The following is a 19,357-nucleotide window of genomic DNA, read 5'->3' as shown; positions in this document are numbered from 1 at the left end:
GCCTGTCTGAATAACAGCACAAAAAAATAATTTTCATTCCTTAAATCCAATCTTATTTATGCACGTTTTCCCAAATCCGGGATCATTTTCGTACAATACATACTGTTGGATCGGCTAATCGTTTTTGCTATGTGAATCATACTATTAGTAGTGATTTTATTTTCCCATAAAACAGATGTACTAATACTACGAAGGAACCAACAGTTGCAAGGCAGGAAAAGTTCGTGGCAAAGGCATGATTAATCTTGTGTATATCAAGTAGTTGTTAAATGAAAAAAAACAGTTAAACCAGCTGTAATTCAGCATTTTGACCTATCTTTGCAGGCCCGAATTAAAATCATCGGGTTTTTATCATGTTTCAATTTATTAAACAATTAAACGCTGATGCACAGGAGTCTTCTGCAGCCGGTCAGGGTGCTGAAGCTACAGCGACACCAAAAGCACCTGCAGCTCCTGAAGTTGTGGACAACACTGCACACGACGATTTCGACTGGAGCATTGACAAACGTAACGTAGCTACGTACAGCAAAGAAGAAAAGGAAAAATACGATGCTGTATACGAAGGTACATTCAAAGCGGTTACCGATGGTGAGTTAGTAAAAGGTCTTGTTGTGGCCCTTACTAAAACTGATGTGGTGATCAACATTGGTTTCAAGAGCGATGGTCTGGTTTCGTTAAACGAATTCCGTGATCTGCCAAACCTGAAAACCGGTGATGAAGTGGAAGTTATGGTTGTAGAGAAAGAAGACCGGGAAGGTCACCTGAACCTCAGCCGTAAGCAAGCCCGCATTACCCGCGCCTGGGAAAGAATCGTTGAAGTTCATAAAACTGGTGAAGTTATCACTGGTACTGTTACTTCAAAGACCAAAGGCGGCTTGATCGTGGATGTATTTGGTATGGAAACATTCTTACCAGGTTCACAGATCGACGTAAAACCTGTAACTGATTACGATCAGTTTGTAGGTAAGACCATGGAGTTCAAAGTAGTGAAGATCAACGAAGCTATTAAGAACGCTGTAGTATCACATAAAGCTCTTATCGAAAGCGATATCGAAGCACAACGTGCCGAGATCATGAGCAAACTCGAAAGAGGTCAGGTTCTGGAAGGAACTATCAAGAATATCACCGACTTCGGTGCATTTATGGATCTGGGCGGTTTAGACGGTCTGTTGTATATCACTGATATCAGCTGGGGCCGTATCAGCCATCCTGGCGAAGTGCTGAAGCTGGATCAAAAACTGAAAGTGGTTGTATTAGACTTCGATGATGAGAAAAAACGCATCAGCTTGGGTCTGAAACAACTGACTCCACATCCTTGGGATATTCTGCCAGAAAATATTCACGAAGGTTCTGTTGTGAAAGGTAAAGTGGTGAATATTGAAGATTATGGCGCATTCCTGGAAATCATGCCAGGTGTTGAAGGTCTGGTACACGTAAGTGAAATTACCTGGGCTAACACACCTATCAATGCGAAAGAATTCTTCAAACTGGGTGATGAGTACGAAGCGAAGATCGTAACGCTCGATAAAGATAATCGCAAAATGAGCTTGTCTATCAAGCAAATGAGCGAAGATCCATGGAGCACTATCGAAACCAAATTCCCAGAAGGCAGCCGTCATACAGGTTTGGTGAAAAACATCACTCCTTATGGTGTGTTCGTTGAACTGGCTCCTGGTATCGGTGGTATGATCCACATCAGCGACCTGAGCTGGTTGAAACGTTTCAACCATCCTTCTGAGTACACTAAAGTTGGTGAGAACATCGACGTAGTGATCCTCGGAATTGATAAAGACAATCGCAAACTGCAACTCGGACACAAACAACTGGAAGAAGATCCCTGGAATGCATTACAGGGAACATTCGCAGTTGGCTCTGTACACGAGGGAACAGTTATCCGCAGAGATGACAAAGGTGGTATCGTTCAATTACCTTACGGTTTGGAAGGATTTGCACCTAACCGTCACCTTATGCGCGAAGATGGCAAAGCAATCGGCGCTGACGAAACAACTCAGTTCATGGTTATCGAATTCGATCGCAATGAAAAACGCATCGTAGTTTCGCATACCCGTATCTGGGAACAGAACAAGCAGGAAGAAAAGCAAGCTGCTCAAAAAGAAGCCCGTGCTGAAGCTGATAAAACTAAAAAGGCAGTGAAAAACATTCAGGGTAAAGTAGAAAAAGCTACTTTAGGTGACCTGGGTGCACTGGCTGAGATCAAAGAAAAATTGAAGCAGGAAGAACAACAAGGTGGTTCTACTGAAACAAAAGAATAATCTTTGTTTTCTGCAATAATAGTAAAGCGCCCCGATCAATCGGGGCGCTTTTTTTATGACAGAAGGAATCTTTTCTGTTTTACCGGAAGGATTCCTTTTTTTATTGCTTACCCAAAGGCGTACTTGCAAAACCGAGATAGCTTGTGTAAGTGGCACATTATCATTGCCAAGTCACATTATCACCTGATTGAGTGATGACAGTAGTTAACAAAAATTCGGCATATAAGCTTGCATAAGAAAAACTGCTTTTATATATTTATGTAAGCAACTCAAACGGGATACAATCTTAGTACAGGCTATAGCGTAAGTAGCATCAACTTTCCACTTATCCGGTCCATACATATTCAGTTTCCATTACAGGGATAGATCAGATTGGCGTAGCAATTCCATTATACATTACGTACAATGATGTCTGTTATTGGGCTTTGCGCCTGGCGCGAAGCAAGGGCGGCACATTGCGCCTTCGCTAAAGCTTCGGCGGCACCAGGCACAGATAGACATGTACTCAACTTAATACATTACAGGTTCATTTGGGTAGTAACACTCAACGGGGTGTTCCGGTCTCTACCGGGGCGTCCCGTTTGAGTGTATATACGGGCTGTTGTAATATTGTGGAGGTAGTCGGATAATATGGCGCTAAGGAGGAGGTAAGAATTTGAGGTAGGAAGTAGGAGGTAGGAAGTAGGAGGTAGGAAGTAGGAGGTAGGAAGTAGGAGGTAGGAAAAAGGAAGTAAGAAGTAAGAAGTAAGAAGTTCTAAGGTTCCCGACTTTCGAAATTCGGGTTTTTCATACGTCCTACGTCCTACTTATTATTTCATTACCTATAGAGTATCCAGGACAGTCTTATTAAACTTAAGCAAGGAGGATAACTTACGGTCTGAAGCATTCCAGCGGCCTTCATGGTGTACATGAGGGGCGGGGATCACCACACATTTCATCCGGGCTGCTTTGGCAGCGATCATGCCATTGAAAGAATCTTCAAAACAAATGCAGGTGGTGGGTGGAACCTGCAGCAGTTCGGCGCAATTCAGAAATACCTGGGGATGTGGTTTGCCATGGGGAAGGAGTTCCGCAGAGGTAACCGCATTTAAATATGGTAGAATATTGAGTTTTTCAATTACCGCTTCTATTAATCGCATGGGCGAAGAAGATGCCAGTCCGATAAGAAAACCATTGGTTTTAAAAAACTCCATGATGTATTGCACGCCTTCCATGGCTTCGCCATGTTGTTTTATTTTATCAAGGGCGGCCTGCTCAATGGCTTTGGCTGCTTCTTTTGCCCGGTCTTTATTGATAGCAAAATGGGTGAACCAGTAATCGACCCATTCGGGCGTACGTAATCCGGTAGTGAGGTTATACTGCTCGTCTGTAAGTGTTACACCAAACTCTTGTAAAGTCTCTGCGCCTGCCTGTTGCCATAAAGGCTCAGAATCAATAAGCAGACCATCCATATCGAAAATTACTGCGGAAAATTTCATGCCCGCAAAGATAAGAAAGAAGGATAAGGTTTATGGAGAGCTATTTTATAGCAAAGACCACGTTCATTTCCATTATAAGCCTGATCTTTTTAAAATCGATGCCGGCCCCTTCAACCCAATCTCCATTATAGCCAGCGATATTGGCCTTTGCCAACTGGTTCGCGTTAAAGAGTGGCACTACAGATGTATTATTCTGGTTTTCGGTGATAGTTACCGCTACGCCTAATTGTTCTCCCACCGCTTCAGTAAGATATTCGGCTTTTGCCTTGGCGGCTTTTATGGCCTGGATTTTTAATTGTTTGCGGTATTCCTGTATTTTACTGTGCGATACACGAACTACATCGAAATTCTTGGTGGCTTCATCGTCGAGTTGGCGAACCAGCTCATCAATTTTTTTACTGTTGGTAAATTTTAGCTGATAAGCAATGGTTGCATACAATTCATCTTTGGATTTTTTGCTCCACCAGTTTCTGGGGTTTGTCCCTTCGTATGATGCAATGGAGATGACCGAATCGGGCATGCCGGCATTCCGGCAGGTGGCAAGGAAATCAGTCTTTACTTTTTCGAGATCCATTTTTCCGGAGCCCTTCTTTTCATATTCTTTTAAGGTGACCACCACATAAATTTCATCGGGAATAATTTCCAGTTCGGCGCTACCGGTAACATTGATGGTTTTGGGGAATGGGTTGGGGGCCTGGGCAAACAGGCCGGTTGATAAAAAACATACAAATACAATAGCGATAAATCTGTTCATGGTTTATTCTTTAATAACTTAATGAGTGGGGAACTATTTAAATTACATAAACAGGTATGCGCTGTAAATAGGGAATAGTACTTTATTAACATTTCCTTAATTTCGGTGCTAATTGACGTTCAAAACCATGATGAATGAGTTCGTTTAGTGAAAGGTTAAGACATATTAAACTGGTTCGAAAAATATTATACCCCATCATAGGTATTATAACCTGGCCTGGGCTGGTTATAATTAATAAACTACAGATCAGGGGTACCGAACACATTGCCAAATTGCCCCGGAAGAACGTGCTTTTTGTAAGCAATCACCAAACTTACTTTGCCGACGTTATTACGTTCCTGCATATATTCTGCGCAGTAAAATGGCGTAAAAAGAACAAACTGGGTATCCCTTATTACTTATTAAACCCATTCACCAACGTATACTATGTGGCTGCCGAGGAAACAATGCGTGGCAGTTTTATCAGCCGGCTGTTTACACTGGGTGGGGCATTAACCGTTAAAAGAACCTGGCGTTCGGCTGGTACCGAAGTACGTAAAGGACTTGATCCATCAGATACCCGTAAAATTACCCGTGCCCTGGAACATAACTGGGTGATCACTTTTCCGCAGGGGACCACTACGCCTTTTGCGCCAGGTAGAAAAGGCACCGCCCACATCATTAAACTATGCAAACCCACAGTTATTCCGGTGGTAATTGGTGGTTTCTGGCGCGCTTTTAATAAGAAGGGATTGAAGTTTAAAAAGACAGGCACCTTACTTACGGTAACCTTTAAGGAGCCGCTGCAAATAGATTATGAAGCATCACCTGAAGTCATATTAGCGCAGATAATGGATGCCATTGAGCAAAGCAAACCGTTTATGTTGAAAGGCCCGCATCACAGGAAGGCCGTTAATGATAAAACAAATCCCGCCTGAAGCGGGATTAATTTTTATAGTTTAAATAAAGCTTTTAATTCTGTAGCGTCATCAGGTTTCATTTTTCCTCCCAATATCAGGCGGACCTGTCTTCTGCGTAAAGCCCCTTCAAATAACTTTATCTCTTCTTCTGATTCTGGTGTCACATTAGGCACCTTGCGGGGTTTGCCATTGGGGTCCAGTGCAACAAAGGTAAAATAGGCCTCGTTGCTTTTATATTTATACTGGTGCAGGGCATCTTCACCCCAAACACTCATATATATCTCCATAGAAGTATTAAATGCCCGGGAAACTCTTGCCTGAATGTGTACCGCATTGCCCAGTTTTATGGGATTCTCGAAGCTGATGTTATCAACCGAAGCTGTTACCACTGGTGTGCCGCAATGTTTCATAGCTGCCAGGGCAGCCGCAATATCCATCCAGTACATTAATCGTCCACCCATTAAGTTGCCAAACATATTGGTATCGTTGGGCAATACCAATTCGGTCATAGTAACCGAGGATTCTTTGGCAGTTTTAGAAAACTGGTCCATTTAGTTTTTTGCGCAAAGATATAGGTAGTTAGGCCAGAAAACCAGGATAACCTGAAAAGTCCGGTTGCTTAAACGGTTACTTTTTCAAGGGTTTGTAAAAAAGATTCGTTGGCATCAGCCCCAATACCAGGTGTTTCCGGTACTTCCAGCAAAAAGCCTTTGTATTGCACGCCGCCGGTAACGGGGTCGGTCTTATGCCCTAGCATACAGGTATCCATGTCATAAAAAACGATATTGTCATGCGCCAGCGCAAAATGCGCAAAGGCCGTCAAAGCAACCCGGCTTTCCAGCATACCGCCCATCATACAGGGGATATTATGCTCCTTGCATACCGCATGAATTTTTTGGGCTTCCCAGATACCCCCCGATTTGGCAAATTTGATGTTTACATAGTCGCAGGCATTGGCTAAAATAATGCGTTGGGCATCATGGTGATCAAAAACGCTTTCATCGGCCATAATGGGGATGGGGGATTGTTTAACCAGCGCCGGTAGCTTATTATCGTCCCAATACCGCATGGGTTGTTCGCAAAACTGAATATTATATGGTGCCAAATTGGTGAGGGCAAAAAGGGCGTCCTCATAATTCCAGCCCTGATTGGCATCTATGCGTAGGCCAATGGTGGGGCCGGCCGCTTCGCGGATCATCCGAACCCGCTCTACATCTTCTTTGGCATTCTTGCCCAGTTTTATTTTGATGATCCGTACTCCCCGTTTTACAAAGTCAATGGCTTTGGCTGCCATCTGTTCGGGCGTATCTATCCCAATGGTAAGATCGGTTTCCAGTTCCTTTTTGCCGGTTGCACCCAAAAACTGATACAACGGCTTTCCGGCAGCTTTGGCGGCCAGATCGTATAAGGCCATATCAAAGGCACTCTTAATGGTGGCATTAAAGGCAGTAAAACTATGCAGCTCATGTAACCTTTCTTCTATGGCGTTGGCATCTTTGTTTTTCCAGAGGGCGGCAAAGTCTTTTGCCATTTCAAAACAGGTAGCCTGGGTTTCACCCGCGATCATGGGGAAGGCAGAGCATTCGCCTACGCCGTATACTCCGGCATCGGTATGCACCCTGATAAAAATATTCTGCGCATAATGCATAGTTCCGGTGGCAATGGTAAAAGGGTGCATGGGGATGCTGAACTTATAGATATCGGTGTGTAGGATGTTCATAGTAATGTGCAATTTACAAGGTTCGGGCTACAGGAAAATCAGCAGAATCAGGCAAAGGGCAGAAGGCAGAGGGCAAAGGGCTTCTGCGCGGCGTCCAAAAGGCAGTAGGCAATAGGCAGTAGGCAATAGGAAATACACTTCTGCGCGGCATACATCGTCGCGGCCTTCATACGCCCCTCCCTTGCCAAAGCTTCGGCGGGCGAAACAAAGAACTCAATAACCTAAGAACCTAATAACCGGTGTTAAATATGGGCAATTATGATCCTGATCCCTAGAAATTATTCGCTAATGAATTATCTTCGCGCCTAACATTCGTTAGTTCTATGTCAAAAACCGCCGTAGCTGTATCTTTTGATAATACTGAAAATGCATTTGCTTATAAATCAGACAAGGAGTTAAAAAAAGCCCATTTCCTTTTTTCCAGTATGGGGTACCAATCCCTGGTAAAACTGGGCACCCGGATTACCCCTTGGGCCATAAAAGCCGGACTTCCCATAAAAAATCTGATCCGCAACACCATTTTTGAACAATTTGTAGGGGGCGAAACACTGCAGGAAACCGCTCATGTAGCAGCCAAACTGAAACAATTCAATGTGCAGGTGATCCTGGATTATGGAGTAGAAGGGATGGAAGGTGAAGAGAATTTTGATCACGGTACCGAAGAGTTCATTAAAGTGATTGAATATGCTGCTACTCAGCCAAATATTCCCTTTATGAGTGTGAAGGTAACCGGTTTGGCGCGGTTTGCCCTCTTGGAGAAACTGGATGCAGCCGCCACCACCAAAAGTGGGTTCGAAGGAAAAGTGCATACCGAGGTGTTAACAGCTGCCGAGAAGGCTGAATGGCAACGTGTTGAACAACGGATCATTCGCATTTGTGAAGCTGCCGCTGCCAAAGGTATTGGCGTTTTAATAGATGCAGAAGAAAGCTGGATCCAGGACCCCGTTGATGCGCTCACCATGCAAATGATGGAAAAATTTAACCGGAAAAGAACGGTGATCTACAATACCATTCAACTGTACCGGCACGACCGCCTGCAATTCCTGAAAGACAGTTTTGCATCGGCTCAACAAAAAGGTTTTATCCTGGGCGCTAAACTGGTTCGTGGTGCATATATGGAAAAAGAACGTAAGCGGGCGGCTGCCATGAACTATGCATCGCCCATTCAACCCAATAAAAAGGCTACTGATCACGACTATAATGCAGCCCTTGAGTTTTGCGTTGATTACCTCGAACATATTGCGCTGATCGTTGCATCGCATAACGAGTTCAGCAATTTATATACAACCGAGTTGCTCGATAAAAAGGGGATACCGCACAACCATCCACACGTGCACTTCTCGCAACTGTATGGCATGAGCGATAATATCACTTTTAACCTGGCAAAGAACGCCTTCCGTGTAAGCAAGTATTTGCCTTTTGGCCCCATTAAGGATGTGATCCCTTACCTGATGCGCCGGGCGCAGGAGAATTCATCGGTATCAGGACAAACGGGACGTGAATTGGGATTGATCAAGAAAGAAATGGAAAGAAGAAAAGAATCGTAGTCATAAAATGTAGCATTAAGAAGTAGGAAGTAGGAGATAAGAAATTCGCGAGTCTTGTATTTCCTACTTCTTACTTCCTATTTCACCAACCTATATTACGGGTTAATCAAAGTTTACTTTAAAGTCTCACCAAAAAGCTTCAACGTCCTTTCCCATGCCAGTTTAGCGACTGCCGCATTATAACGGGTAGGGGCGGTATCGTTATTGAAAGCGTGATTAGCCCCTTCGTAAACGTACAGTTCGTATTTAGTGCCTGCTTTTTTTAGTGCATCCTCATAAGCGGGTATGCCTGCATTGATGCGTTCATCCAGGGCGCCATAATGCAACTGAACGGCAGCTTTTATTTTAGGAACGTCTTCGGCACTGGGTTGCCGGCCGTAATAAGCAACAGCGGCTTTCAGCTCGGGCACATGAACGGCTAGCTGATTAGCCATAGCGCCGCCCCAGCAGAAGCCAACGCAACCTGTTTTGAGATTGCAATCTTCCCTCGATTTCAGGTAATCGAAAGCCTTGATATAGTTATTGAGATTTTTTTGAGCGTCCAGTTTACCGATCGCGTCACGGGCAGCGTCTTCATTAGTGGGGGTACCACCCGAAGGTGATAACGCATCAGGCGCCAGGGCCAGGTAACCGGCCAGTGCTACCCGGCGGGTAATATCTTCTATATGCGGGTTCAGGCCCCGGTTTTCGTGTATGACCACTACGGCGCCGTACTTTCCTTTTTCTTTAGGTTTGGCAACATACCCTTTCATGGTGCAATCATCACCGGGATAAGTTATACGTTCTGTGGTAATGCGGTCGTCCTGCGGGGGTACCGTATGCGCGTGGGCATAATTTACTTCCAGCATGGGCAGTACAGCCACCGCTGCGGCCAGGCTACCGGTTAGTTTGGTAAGGCGGCGCAGGAACTCATCGCGGGAAAGCGGTACGTGGGTATACTCATCGAAAAGGTTGATTATTTCCTGGTTCATAAATATGGCTTGAATGGTGAAGTGCTTTTCTTAAAGGTAATAAATTTGGGGAAGGCGGGCGACTGTTTTATCTTCGGTGTTCCCGGACTGCTAGCTCAGTTGGTTTAGAGCATTACTTTGACAGAGTAGGGGTCACTGGTTCGAGTCCAGTGCAGTCCACTTAAGGGAATGGTCAGATCTGATCATTCCCTTTTATTGTTTAATTGCATTTATGCGATGCTATATTCTATGTATCAATTCATACTGAACCAATGATTTGACGCAGTTTTATAAAACAGCTGAACAAAGTGTAGTTGTGGACTATTATTTACACTTACGACGGATCTTATTTTTTTAAAAGTTTATAATTCCCATCTGGGTCTTTTTCTACAGCGTACCCGTCATTTAGCGTAAGTACCCAACCAATTCCTTTTATATTTTTCTTATCCAGCTCTGTTGGATTGGTTATAGAAATTTTATCCCAATTCGCGCTTATAAGTGCGCCATCGCTTACCTCTAATATCCCCCAATTATCTGTCACTCTGATAGTCGGATAAACAGTTCCTTTGTCGTCAATGGGCATCATATTCCGTGGATCAAAAGATATGTTCATTTTCTCAAACCGAATTTCAAAATGTGGTTGCTCAATAAACTTGGATTTATATTCAGCTATTAGTTTTTTTATTCTTTCTTCGCGTTTTGTTTCTTCATCAATAATTGCAGACCCGTTGTATTTATTCGATAGGGTGAGCACCGACTTCTTCAAATTATCAGGGAATGATATTTCAAATGCTTTTATGAAATAATTAGTTAAGTGTGAGTTTGCATTTATGTCTTTATTCCAATGCTCTTTTTGAGTCTGCAGTATATAACCGTAAATAGGAATTGTTTGATACACAAATGAACGCACAAACGTTGGATTTGTTAAGAAGGCATTTATGTTTTGTTTAAAGTGTTCAATAATCTGTACTTTATTCCCGCCGCGTATCATAACGCCGGTATATTCAGCAAGTCCCTCGTTAAGTTCCAGCATATTCTCCGTTGAATCTGCCGCCGGATAAATTAAATAGCGATATTCTCTAAAATATAAAGCATTTGTAATATTCTTTTTTATTTCAGAAATGGTAGTACTTGTCAGCGCCATTTTCAATGCTTCCAATTCCAGACGCAGGTAAACCCTGCCATCCTTCTCATTCAAGTGATTATTTATTGGATCATGGGGTTTAAATCCCAACGATGGCTGTGCTCTGTGAAATAATTCATGAGCCATTAAATTTATTCTGTCCTGCTGTGTTTCGGGAAGATGGGGAAGTAAGATCATAGCCCAATCATTACCATTCCAGTGAATGGCAGTATTGGCAATATTTATATTAAGCGGCAAAATGCCCCTATAAACAGACCCATTGGATTGTAATATGCCGGCAGAGTCAGGAACATTCGCATAGGCCATTCTTGTGACAGGATTGACTAAAAGGATAGGGCCGTATAAATTCTTATCCCAAAGCAGCGTGTGTTTTTTTGTGGCAATTTTTATTTCATTAAAATAATTGGTAATGCTATCCTCGATTGTTGCAGTTTTTTGCGCATTAACTATTTGAAGAATGAAAACAAACAAAAGTGATACAATAAGTTTTCGTATCATTTGCAATTGTATTTAGAGAATAAAAGTTTAATATTAATATTATGAGTAGCCGAATATAAGTAAAAAATATTACAGAGGCTGCAGCTTCTGACATCATCAGAAGAATGTTCAAATGGCTGAAAGAAGATATTTTACATTATTTTGTACCCGGAGATGAAAACCGGGTATATACGCTTAAAGAATTCTTTTAATTGGTTCAACAATCTGCCGGAGGACTCCGCGAACGGCTCTTACATTAGTGATTTGAAGTCTCAATGTAAGCTTACCTTACCCATACGGTTTGCGTAAATGCACCATTTGCAGCCACATCCCAGGCTTCTAGTCGCACCCATCTTCTGCCGGTAAGATCAAGAGGTATATTGAAGGTTTGTTCCCCAAAGGGATGGGTATGTTGTAGGGTAATTCGTTCACGATATACCTTGTCGCCATCTCCCGAAATGATCTCTGCGTAGTTCATGGGGAATGTCCATTTAAGTTTGAATGAAATTGTTGTTTGTTTGCTGTTGGGGGAGATTGATTCGCCGGATGACTTTCCATTTACCGTGAACGAAGGTATAAGCACTTCGCCGGTAGAGGAAAAGAAATTTCCCTTTTGCAACACATCAACAATAGCCTGCCAGCCATTTTTGAAATAAGGCAGTTTGTCAATTTTCAGGTAGTTGATGTTCAGGTGAGCATACATTTCATTTTCCGGCTCAATGGTAAACAGGTCCGATTCCGCGAGTACTTTTTTATGGTTACCCCAGTTGTTCATATCATTCATTAGGTCGAGCACACGTTTACCGAGGATGGGCTGTGACAGGTCGGCTGGCATAGCTTTCCAGGCTGCACCCAGGAAATGGTCATCCTTGAAAAAAGGTGACTGTCGGTATTTGTCGGGATAACCCGTTGAACCTTTTGTGCGCGGATGGGCTGTCCAGGCCAGGCCTTTTTCTTTTTTCAACAGGTCGAGCATTTCATTCTCATTCGATATCCGGTACACTTTGCCGTAAGTGACATCATTGGTTACAAATGGCTGTCCGTCTTTTCTGGACATGACCCAATAAACAGGTTTAGGGAATAATTGCAGCCAATGTCCACCAAAGAATTCATTCGGCTCCTCCCCTGGAAGCAATAGAAATTTATCTGACGATAATCTTTCACATTGTTGAAACAGGGCGTGTAATTCTTTTAATCTAAGGCTGTCGGGGCCTTTTGGGTGCGCTGTGTAATGAAACTCACCCAGGTGAACAATGTCGATACCGGTTTGCCTGAAAACGTGGATGAAAGCTGGCGTATCAGGAACCGGTTTATTGGCCATTACTACTTTCATGATAAACTCATTATGAAAGTGGCTTGCCATTGTTTTATAGCCGGGGAGCGAAGGATAGCTATCGTTGTTTGTAAAATGTTTTATTGCTGCCAGCGTACTGGATTCGTTTTCGCTGTTGAGTAAAACAAAAAAATTTAATCGCTGCCTGGTACCAGGTGGTGCATTGAACCAGGGTACAAACCGTCGATCACCATAGAGGTCCTGCCGGATGCCAATACCATATCCATTTACCAGGTTTCGGTAATTATTACCTGCCCATACGAACTTTAAATTGAATGCTTCATCAAGCGGATAAAAATACTGGTGGGGTGGCGGAAATACTGCCAGGCTGCCATGGCTGCTTACGCCAATTATACTTCTGTATTTTACCTGCAAGGAGGCAGCACTGTCATGGCTGGCAGGTTTCATCGATTGCATTTGTCCTTGCACGTTGCTCCAACCGATCTTTACCCATGGTGTGGTCTTTGAAACCAGACCTGCGTCGTACAGGATAGCTGTAGAATCAATATTGGTTGACATTATTGCAGCAATGTTCAGCAAAGGGCTACCATTATATAAAGTTATTTCCAGGGTACCGGTGAAATCAGGCGCCTTCAATGAATCGATGCTGATCACAGTTCTGGTACCGATGCTGGTGACAGTGACAGCCTGTTTATGAAGTTCAACAAGGTTTGATGTAAACGGTTTGTTGGGAACTTTGTCGAAGAAAATGTTCCAACCGTTTTGTGACACCAGATCTCGTTTGCCAACCGTTAACAGGAATACCGGATCAAGACCTGATGCGATTGTATAATTTTTGTTGCCATCTTGTAATTCCAGGCTTTTGAAGAGGGGCTGTTGAGAAGAAACGTCAACAACCAGTTTGCCGGTTTTGTTATTGCCAGCTGGCCATGATACCGATAATGTGTTTGCGTTTATTATGGCCGCTGTGCCATTTTTATTACTGAAATTTTCCAGCGATATTTTTACTTGCGCATAAAAAATGCAAGGGCAGAAAAGAAATAAAATGGCAATAACGAATCGCATAATTGTATAGGTTGTTAGAATAACAGAGAAGCTTATTGTTGAACTAAAATAGCACTATATATTTTATTAATTTGTACATGCAGGTGCTAAATTTAGTTCAGCAAGTTTGGCATGTAAATTATATCTGCGAATGATGAGTTGAGATCAGGTTAAGTCAAACCTTATCATTTTAACAAGTGTTGTTGGGTGGATTCTTTATGAAGATCCTGGCTGACACCATGAAGGTTAAATGAACGCCAGACCAAAACAGTCAAACCGGGAAGTTCACCTTACAGATTCAAATGCCAAACCATCAACAGGTGGTATTTTAGTTATTAATCGTTTGCGTGCCTCTCGTTTCAACTCATCTGGCCCTTTTTACAGTTAGTCTGCCAAAATAGAAACCCACTTCAATTGCTATTTCAGGCGGTTTGTCCCAATGATCCCTTATTTTGCAAGCTAAATTTTAAGGCAGTGTCAGCAGGTTTTGCTTTATACGATAAATTCACAGCCCTATGAAGTCATTTTTATTCCTTATTGCATTACTGCTATTGAATTGTGCTGACGTGTGCGCTCAGGATGCTGACATAACGCCATTGATAAAAGCCTGGGAAATTTCCGATACTTCGCAAACCCGGAAATATCTTGAAACCGTTCATCATTACTTGAAGCAGCCGGATTCCGTTCGGAGAAAGGTAATTCAAGAAATGCATGCATACCTTGATAAACATGTGAATACCCGCTTACAGGTACGTCTTATGTTGTTCGAAGAGCCATGGTGGGTTGTATGTGCAAATCACGTTCCGGGAGCTGAAGCCGGCATCCCCCTTATAACGAAAGCTGTACAATTGGCCAGCCAGGAAAACGATGATCAATTGCTCAGCGAAGTGTATGCGGCCTATGCCGAACATTGTACACGCATTGCTTGGATTGAAGACTACCTCTTTTACAGTATTAAAGCGATTGAATTGCAACAGCGGTTAGGCGCTGAATATTTTCCGGATATCAGCACCCGGTGGTTCGATATGTGCAAAGCTTTATATATTACAAAAGAGTTTAGGTTAAGTTTGCAATATGGTCTGAAAGTATTGTCTGTAAAACGTAAAGACGTCTTCACAATGGACCTCGTAGGTGCCTGTTATAAAAAACTGGGCTTATACGATAGCTCATTGCACTACTATAAAAAACTTGCAGAGATGCTGCAAGCCGATGGAGGAGGAACTTCTGATCCTTTTAATAAAAAATGGCTGATCATTGCAAATGGCGATATCGGAGAAAACCTGGCGCTGCAAAAAAAATATGATCAGGCCCTTCCAATGCTCCGAGAATATGCCATAAAAAGCGGCCAGGTAGTTGATGCATTTAATGTGGCCCTTGCCAATAATGCTCTTGCCAATCTCTATTTTGCCCGGCATCAATTTACATTAGCCCTGGATTGCTGGAAAATAACCTATGCCTGGGCTATTTCACAAGAAATAATAAATATGGAGTATGCCGCCAATGCGGCCGAAGGCATTGCCGCGGCCTATAGTGGCCTTGGCCGTATCGATAGTGCGTTCTTGTATTCTACTTTGTTTCACAAACATTCCGACAGTCTCAATGCGTTTACCAATCGCAGCAATCTTCGGGCAACAAAGGCTAAAATAGCTTTTGAAGAAATGCAAACAGCATTGCAGTCGGCCAGGGCTGCTATCAGGCATCAGCGGCTGATCAGGAACTTTATAGTGGGCGGCATTATATTGTTGACTATAATTGCCCTGCTTTTGTATAACAGAAAGCTGTGGCTGCAGAAATATAAAACCGCCATTTTGGAGCGAAAGCGTCAAATAGCTGAAATAGAGTCAAAAAAAGCAAAAGAGCAAATTGCTTTATTTACACAGCAGATCATTGATAAAAATAACCTTATCAACAGGCTTAAAGAAGATTTGACCCTTCAGGCTGAGGTTGCTGTAGCGGAAAAAAAGACAGCTTTTGAAAGCTTGTTGCAATACACCCTGCTAACGGATGGCGAATGGGAAAAGTTCCGCCTGGAATTTTTCCGGGCCTATCCGGAGTTTTTCCCTGCTTTTAAAAAACTGGTTTCGCACCCTACGCCTGCTGAAGAGCGATTAGCAACATTAATTTATCTTGACCTCAGCAATCAGCAAATTGCCAATACCCTGGGCATAAGTAAAGACAGTGTGACCCGGGGAAAACGCCGACTGAAACAACGCCTTAACCTACAGGCCGATGAAGTACTGGAAGCCTATATACGCAATCTTACCGACTAATCCCTGGCGTCTTTTCTCCTGTTAGATGACTTGTCATTCATTGTAAGTCATTCAACCTGTTTTCCTTAAACTCAATACAGGCCTGATTGTCCGTTTTTTGTCCGCCCCTTTTTTTGCATGTCTGTAACGTTGCTTATACTTTTAATCCAAGCGAATGCCCCGGATAAGAGCCGGTTCTTATTTTAATTTTTTTAGCCTCTAAACCACCTATTGTGAAACGAATAAAGTTATCCGTTCCCGGCCTGTGCATGGCCGCCATTTTCATATTATTTTCTTCTATATACAATTGTAAGGTAAAAGGAGCGGGTATAAGCCGCCTGGCTTATTACGCAAACCCTGAAGGGAAGGTCTCTAAAATTTGACGTGCAGACAGAGACATAAATTATAATTCATACACTTTTTTTCATGAAAAAACTCACCTGGCTGGCCTTTTTATTGATGGCCGGTATAGTTTGTAACGCGCAACCTTTTTACAACTGGGCAAAACGTATTGGCAGCAGTAACGCTGATCTTGGTAACTCCATAACCGTTGATGCTTCAGGCAATGTTTATACAACCGGTAATTTTGTTGGAACGGGTGATTTTGATCCCGGAACCGGAATACAAAACCTTGTATCTGCGGGCGCCAGTGATATTTTTATCTCAAAAACAGATGCCGCGGGACAACTGGTATGGGCAAAGCGTATGGGCGGCGCCAGTGGTGATTATGGTAATTCTATAGCGGTTGATGCATCAGGTAATGTGTATATAACGGGTTATTTCTCGGGAACGGCTGATTTAGACCCCGGCCCGGGCATGCAAAATCATACGGCCGTAGGTTTTTTTGATGCTTTTATATCCAAACTGGATGCATCAGGTAACTTCGTATGGGCAAAAAGTTTTGGTGGCCTTCTTGGTGAACAGGCTGGCTCCATAGCAGTGGATGGCTCGGGAAATGTATATACTACGGGCATTTTCAATTCAACAGTTGATTTTGACCCCGGCGCCGGCATAAATTACCTAACATCGGCAGGTGGAGGAGATATTTTCATTTCCAAACTGGATGCTATGGGTAATTTTGTATGGGCAAAAAGCATAGGCAACGCCGGTAGTGATAATAGCGAATCTCTGGAGGTTGATGCTTCAGGTAATGTATATACCACCGGCTATTTTCAGGGAACGGTTGATTTTGACCCCGGCCCAGGCACACAACCTCTAACTTCGGTCGATGACAGGGATATTTACATTTCAAAACTGGACGCCTCGGGCAATTTTGTGTGGGTTAAGCAGATAGGCGGCGCCAGTTATGATGTTGGTTACTCCATAAAGGTAGATGCTTCAGGTAATGTATATACCGCCGGTTTTTTCCAGGGAACGGTTGATTTTGATCCTGGTATGAACATACACAACCTTGTTTCAAGTGGTTTGACTGATGTTTTTATTTTAAAACTGGATGCCGCCGGCAATTTTATATGGGCAAAACCCCTGGGTGGAGGCGGTAGTGATTGGGCTCACTCCATAGTGATAGATGCTTCAGACAATGTATATTTATCCGGGTATTTCGAGGGAACGGTCGATTTTGACACCGGCACGGGCACACATACTCTTACTTCGGCAGGTGGGTTTGATGTGTTTGTTATCAAATTGAATTACTGGGGCAATTTTGTGTGGGCAGGGCGCATGGGTGGGTCCGGTAATGACTATGGTCAATCTATTTCGGTTGATGTATCGGGTAGTAATGTATATACCACCGGTTATTTCCAGGGAACGGCTGATTTTGATCCCGGCGCCAACACAGAAAACCTGGTATCGGCGGGTGATTTTGATATTTTTATTTCAAAATTTAGTACCACTCCCAATTTAACCATCATTGCCGATGCCCAAAGTAAGGTATATGGTTCTGCAGATCCCCAGCTTTCCTGGCAGGCAAGCGGTTTTGCCAATGGTGACAACGCCAGTGTTATAACAGGCAGCCTTGCACGTGCTACTGGTGAAAACACCGGCACGTATGCTATCAGCCAGGGTTCATTGGCGGCCTCCGGTTATACGATTACTTATGTAGGCAATGATCTTACCATTACCCCTGCTGCGCTTGCCATTACCGCGAATGCGCAAACAAAAGTGTATGGAGCTAATGATCCGGCGCTTACTTATACGGCCATAGGTTTTGCCAATGGCGACAATAATAATATAATCACCGGCAACCTGAACCGGATATCCGGGGAAAACGCGGCCGTTTATACCATCAATCAAAATACGCTGAACGCCGGCAGCAATTACACGATCGTCTATACTGGTAATGATCTTACCATTACCCGTGCTGCACTTGCCATTACTGCGAATGCGCAAACAAAAGTGTATGGAGCTAATGATCCGGCGCTTACTTATACGGCCATAGGTTTTGCCAATGGCGACAATAATAATATAATCACCGGCAGCCTGGACCGGATATCCGGGGAAAACGCGGGCGTTTATACCATCAATCAAAATACGCTGAACGCCGGCAGCAATTACACGATCGTCTATACAGGTAGTGATCTTACCATTACCCGTGCTGCACTTGCCATTACTGCGAATGCGCAAACAAAAGTGTATGGAGCTAATGATCCGGCGCTTACTTATACGGCCATAGGTTTTGCCAATGGCGACAATAATAATATACTTACCGGTAACCTGAACCGGATATCCGGGGAAAACGTGGGCGTTTATACCATCAATCAAAATACGCTGAACGCCGGCAGCAACTATACCATAACCTATACGATCAACAACCTTACCATTACCAAAGTATCGCAAGTAATAACCTGGGTACAGGACCTTACCGTAGGCTGTAATGGCATGTTGGCGATGCAGCTAACAGCAACGGCCAATAGCGGGTTACCTGTAAACTATAGAATAACCAATACGGGTATCGCCACTGTAAGCGGAGCTATACTTACGCTTTTGCAGCCAGGCGCAACGATTGTAACAGCCGAACAGGGGGGAGATGCTAACCACCTGGCGGCAACGCCGGTTACCCGTAACCTGAACTACCTGCTGCCATCTTCCGTAAGACAACATTTTAACGATCTGCTTTTGTTTGATAATAAAACAGGTGAGTATGCGCAATGGCAATGGTATAAAAATGGCACTCCGGTAGCAGGGGCCACCACCGCCTGGTACAGCGAAACGACGCCGTTGAATGGCACGTTCTATGTGCTGGTTACCGATAAAGATGGCGCCCAACTGCAAACCTGTCCTATAACCTGCACAGGCAGCAGCACTATAGCCGGAGGAGTAAGAGTATACCCCAACCCGGTTACCCGGAACGCCACAACAACTGTAACCTGTGATTATAGCGAAGCGGCGTTACAGGGCGCCCGTTTACTGATAACCGATCATACAGGTGTAATATGGCAACAACTTACAAGTGTGCACCCGTCTAATCAGGTATCACTGCCGCCGTCCAATGGTGTATGTATCATTACGCTTATACTAAGCAACGGGCAAAAGACTACTGTAAACGCATTGGTAAATTAAACAGTATAA

At 43.5% G+C, this 19,357-nt stretch carries 12 protein-coding genes and 1 tRNA gene; 6 read left to right on the top strand and 7 right to left on the bottom strand.

The features are described from left to right. Window positions 1-353 precede the first annotated feature (353 nt). On the top strand, window positions 354-2,273 hold the full coding sequence (gene rpsA / locus J7I42_RS13620; protein WP_209139370.1) for a 30S ribosomal protein S1: 1,920 nt from the start codon (window positions 354-356) through the stop codon (window positions 2,271-2,273). An 821-nt stretch (window positions 2,274-3,094) separates the two neighbouring features. Here rpsA and hxpB read toward each other — a convergent pair. Then, window positions 3,095-3,751 carry a hexitol phosphatase HxpB gene (gene hxpB / locus J7I42_RS13615; protein ID WP_209139369.1) on the bottom strand — a complete coding sequence of 219 codons (657 nt, stop codon included), beginning with the start codon at window positions 3,749-3,751 and terminating at the stop codon, window positions 3,095-3,097. Between the two features lie 40 nt (window positions 3,752-3,791). Next, window positions 3,792-4,505 carry an SIMPL domain-containing protein gene (locus tag J7I42_RS13610; RefSeq protein WP_209139368.1) on the bottom strand — a complete coding sequence of 238 codons (714 nt, stop codon included), beginning with the start codon at window positions 4,503-4,505 and terminating at the stop codon, window positions 3,792-3,794. A gap of 134 nt (window positions 4,506-4,639) precedes the next feature. Between J7I42_RS13610 and J7I42_RS13605 the strand changes: the two genes are divergently transcribed. Next, complete coding sequence (locus J7I42_RS13605) at window positions 4,640-5,422, top strand: lysophospholipid acyltransferase family protein (RefSeq protein WP_209139367.1); 783 nt, start codon at window positions 4,640-4,642, stop codon at window positions 5,420-5,422. A gap of 14 nt (window positions 5,423-5,436) precedes the next feature. On the opposite strand, the gene J7I42_RS13600 is transcribed toward J7I42_RS13605, so the two are convergent. Both J7I42_RS13600 and J7I42_RS13595 read right to left on the bottom strand, forming a co-directional pair. Further along, the gene (locus tag J7I42_RS13600) at window positions 5,437-5,955 is read right to left on the bottom strand and encodes an acyl-CoA thioesterase (RefSeq protein WP_209139366.1); all 519 of its coding nucleotides are present in this window, start codon (window positions 5,953-5,955) and stop codon (window positions 5,437-5,439) included. Window positions 5,956-6,023: 68 nt separating this feature from the next. Continuing rightward, window positions 6,024-7,124, bottom strand: a complete 1,101-nt coding sequence (locus tag J7I42_RS13595) for a mandelate racemase/muconate lactonizing enzyme family protein (protein ID WP_209139365.1) — start codon at window positions 7,122-7,124, stop codon at window positions 6,024-6,026. A gap of 323 nt (window positions 7,125-7,447) precedes the next feature. On the opposite strand from J7I42_RS13595, the gene J7I42_RS13590 reads away from it, so the two are divergent. Further along, complete coding sequence (locus J7I42_RS13590; RefSeq protein ID WP_209139364.1) at window positions 7,448-8,671, top strand: proline dehydrogenase family protein; 1,224 nt, start codon at window positions 7,448-7,450, stop codon at window positions 8,669-8,671. Between the two features lie 113 nt (window positions 8,672-8,784). Here J7I42_RS13590 and J7I42_RS13585 read toward each other — a convergent pair whose 3' ends face one another. Beyond that, on the bottom strand, window positions 8,785-9,642 hold the full coding sequence (locus J7I42_RS13585) for a dienelactone hydrolase family protein (RefSeq protein WP_209139363.1): 858 nt from the start codon (window positions 9,640-9,642) through the stop codon (window positions 8,785-8,787). A gap of 84 nt (window positions 9,643-9,726) precedes the next feature. Here J7I42_RS13585 and J7I42_RS13580 point away from each other — a divergent pair. Then, window positions 9,727-9,801 (top strand) — tRNA-Val (locus J7I42_RS13580). A gap of 166 nt (window positions 9,802-9,967) precedes the next feature. Here the strand turns inward: J7I42_RS13580 and J7I42_RS13575 are convergent. Further along, a complete protein-coding gene (locus J7I42_RS13575; protein WP_209139362.1) occupies window positions 9,968-11,263 on the bottom strand; it encodes a hypothetical protein in 1,296 nt (431 codons plus the stop codon). Between the two features lie 262 nt (window positions 11,264-11,525). Next, window positions 11,526-13,601, bottom strand: a complete 2,076-nt coding sequence (locus J7I42_RS13570; protein ID WP_209139361.1) for a CehA/McbA family metallohydrolase domain-containing protein — start codon at window positions 13,599-13,601, stop codon at window positions 11,526-11,528. 494 nt (window positions 13,602-14,095) lie between these two features. Between J7I42_RS13570 and J7I42_RS13565 the strand changes: the two genes are divergently transcribed. Next, window positions 14,096-15,850 (top strand): helix-turn-helix transcriptional regulator, encoded by a 1,755-nt coding sequence (locus J7I42_RS13565; RefSeq protein WP_209139360.1) that lies wholly within the window; start codon window positions 14,096-14,098, stop codon window positions 15,848-15,850. Window positions 15,851-16,255: 405 nt separating this feature from the next. Beyond that, the gene (locus J7I42_RS13560; protein WP_209139359.1) at window positions 16,256-19,348 is read left to right on the top strand and encodes an MBG domain-containing protein; all 3,093 of its coding nucleotides are present in this window, start codon (window positions 16,256-16,258) and stop codon (window positions 19,346-19,348) included. The last annotated feature ends 9 nt before the right edge of the window (window positions 19,349-19,357 follow it).

Origin of the sequence: Niastella soli (assembly GCF_017742245.1) — a bacterium.
Classification (GTDB): Bacteria; Bacteroidota; Bacteroidia; order Chitinophagales; family Chitinophagaceae; genus Niastella; species Niastella soli.
The sequence above is the reverse complement of the archived record's forward strand: the minus strand, read 5'-3'. Positions and strand labels throughout refer to the sequence as shown.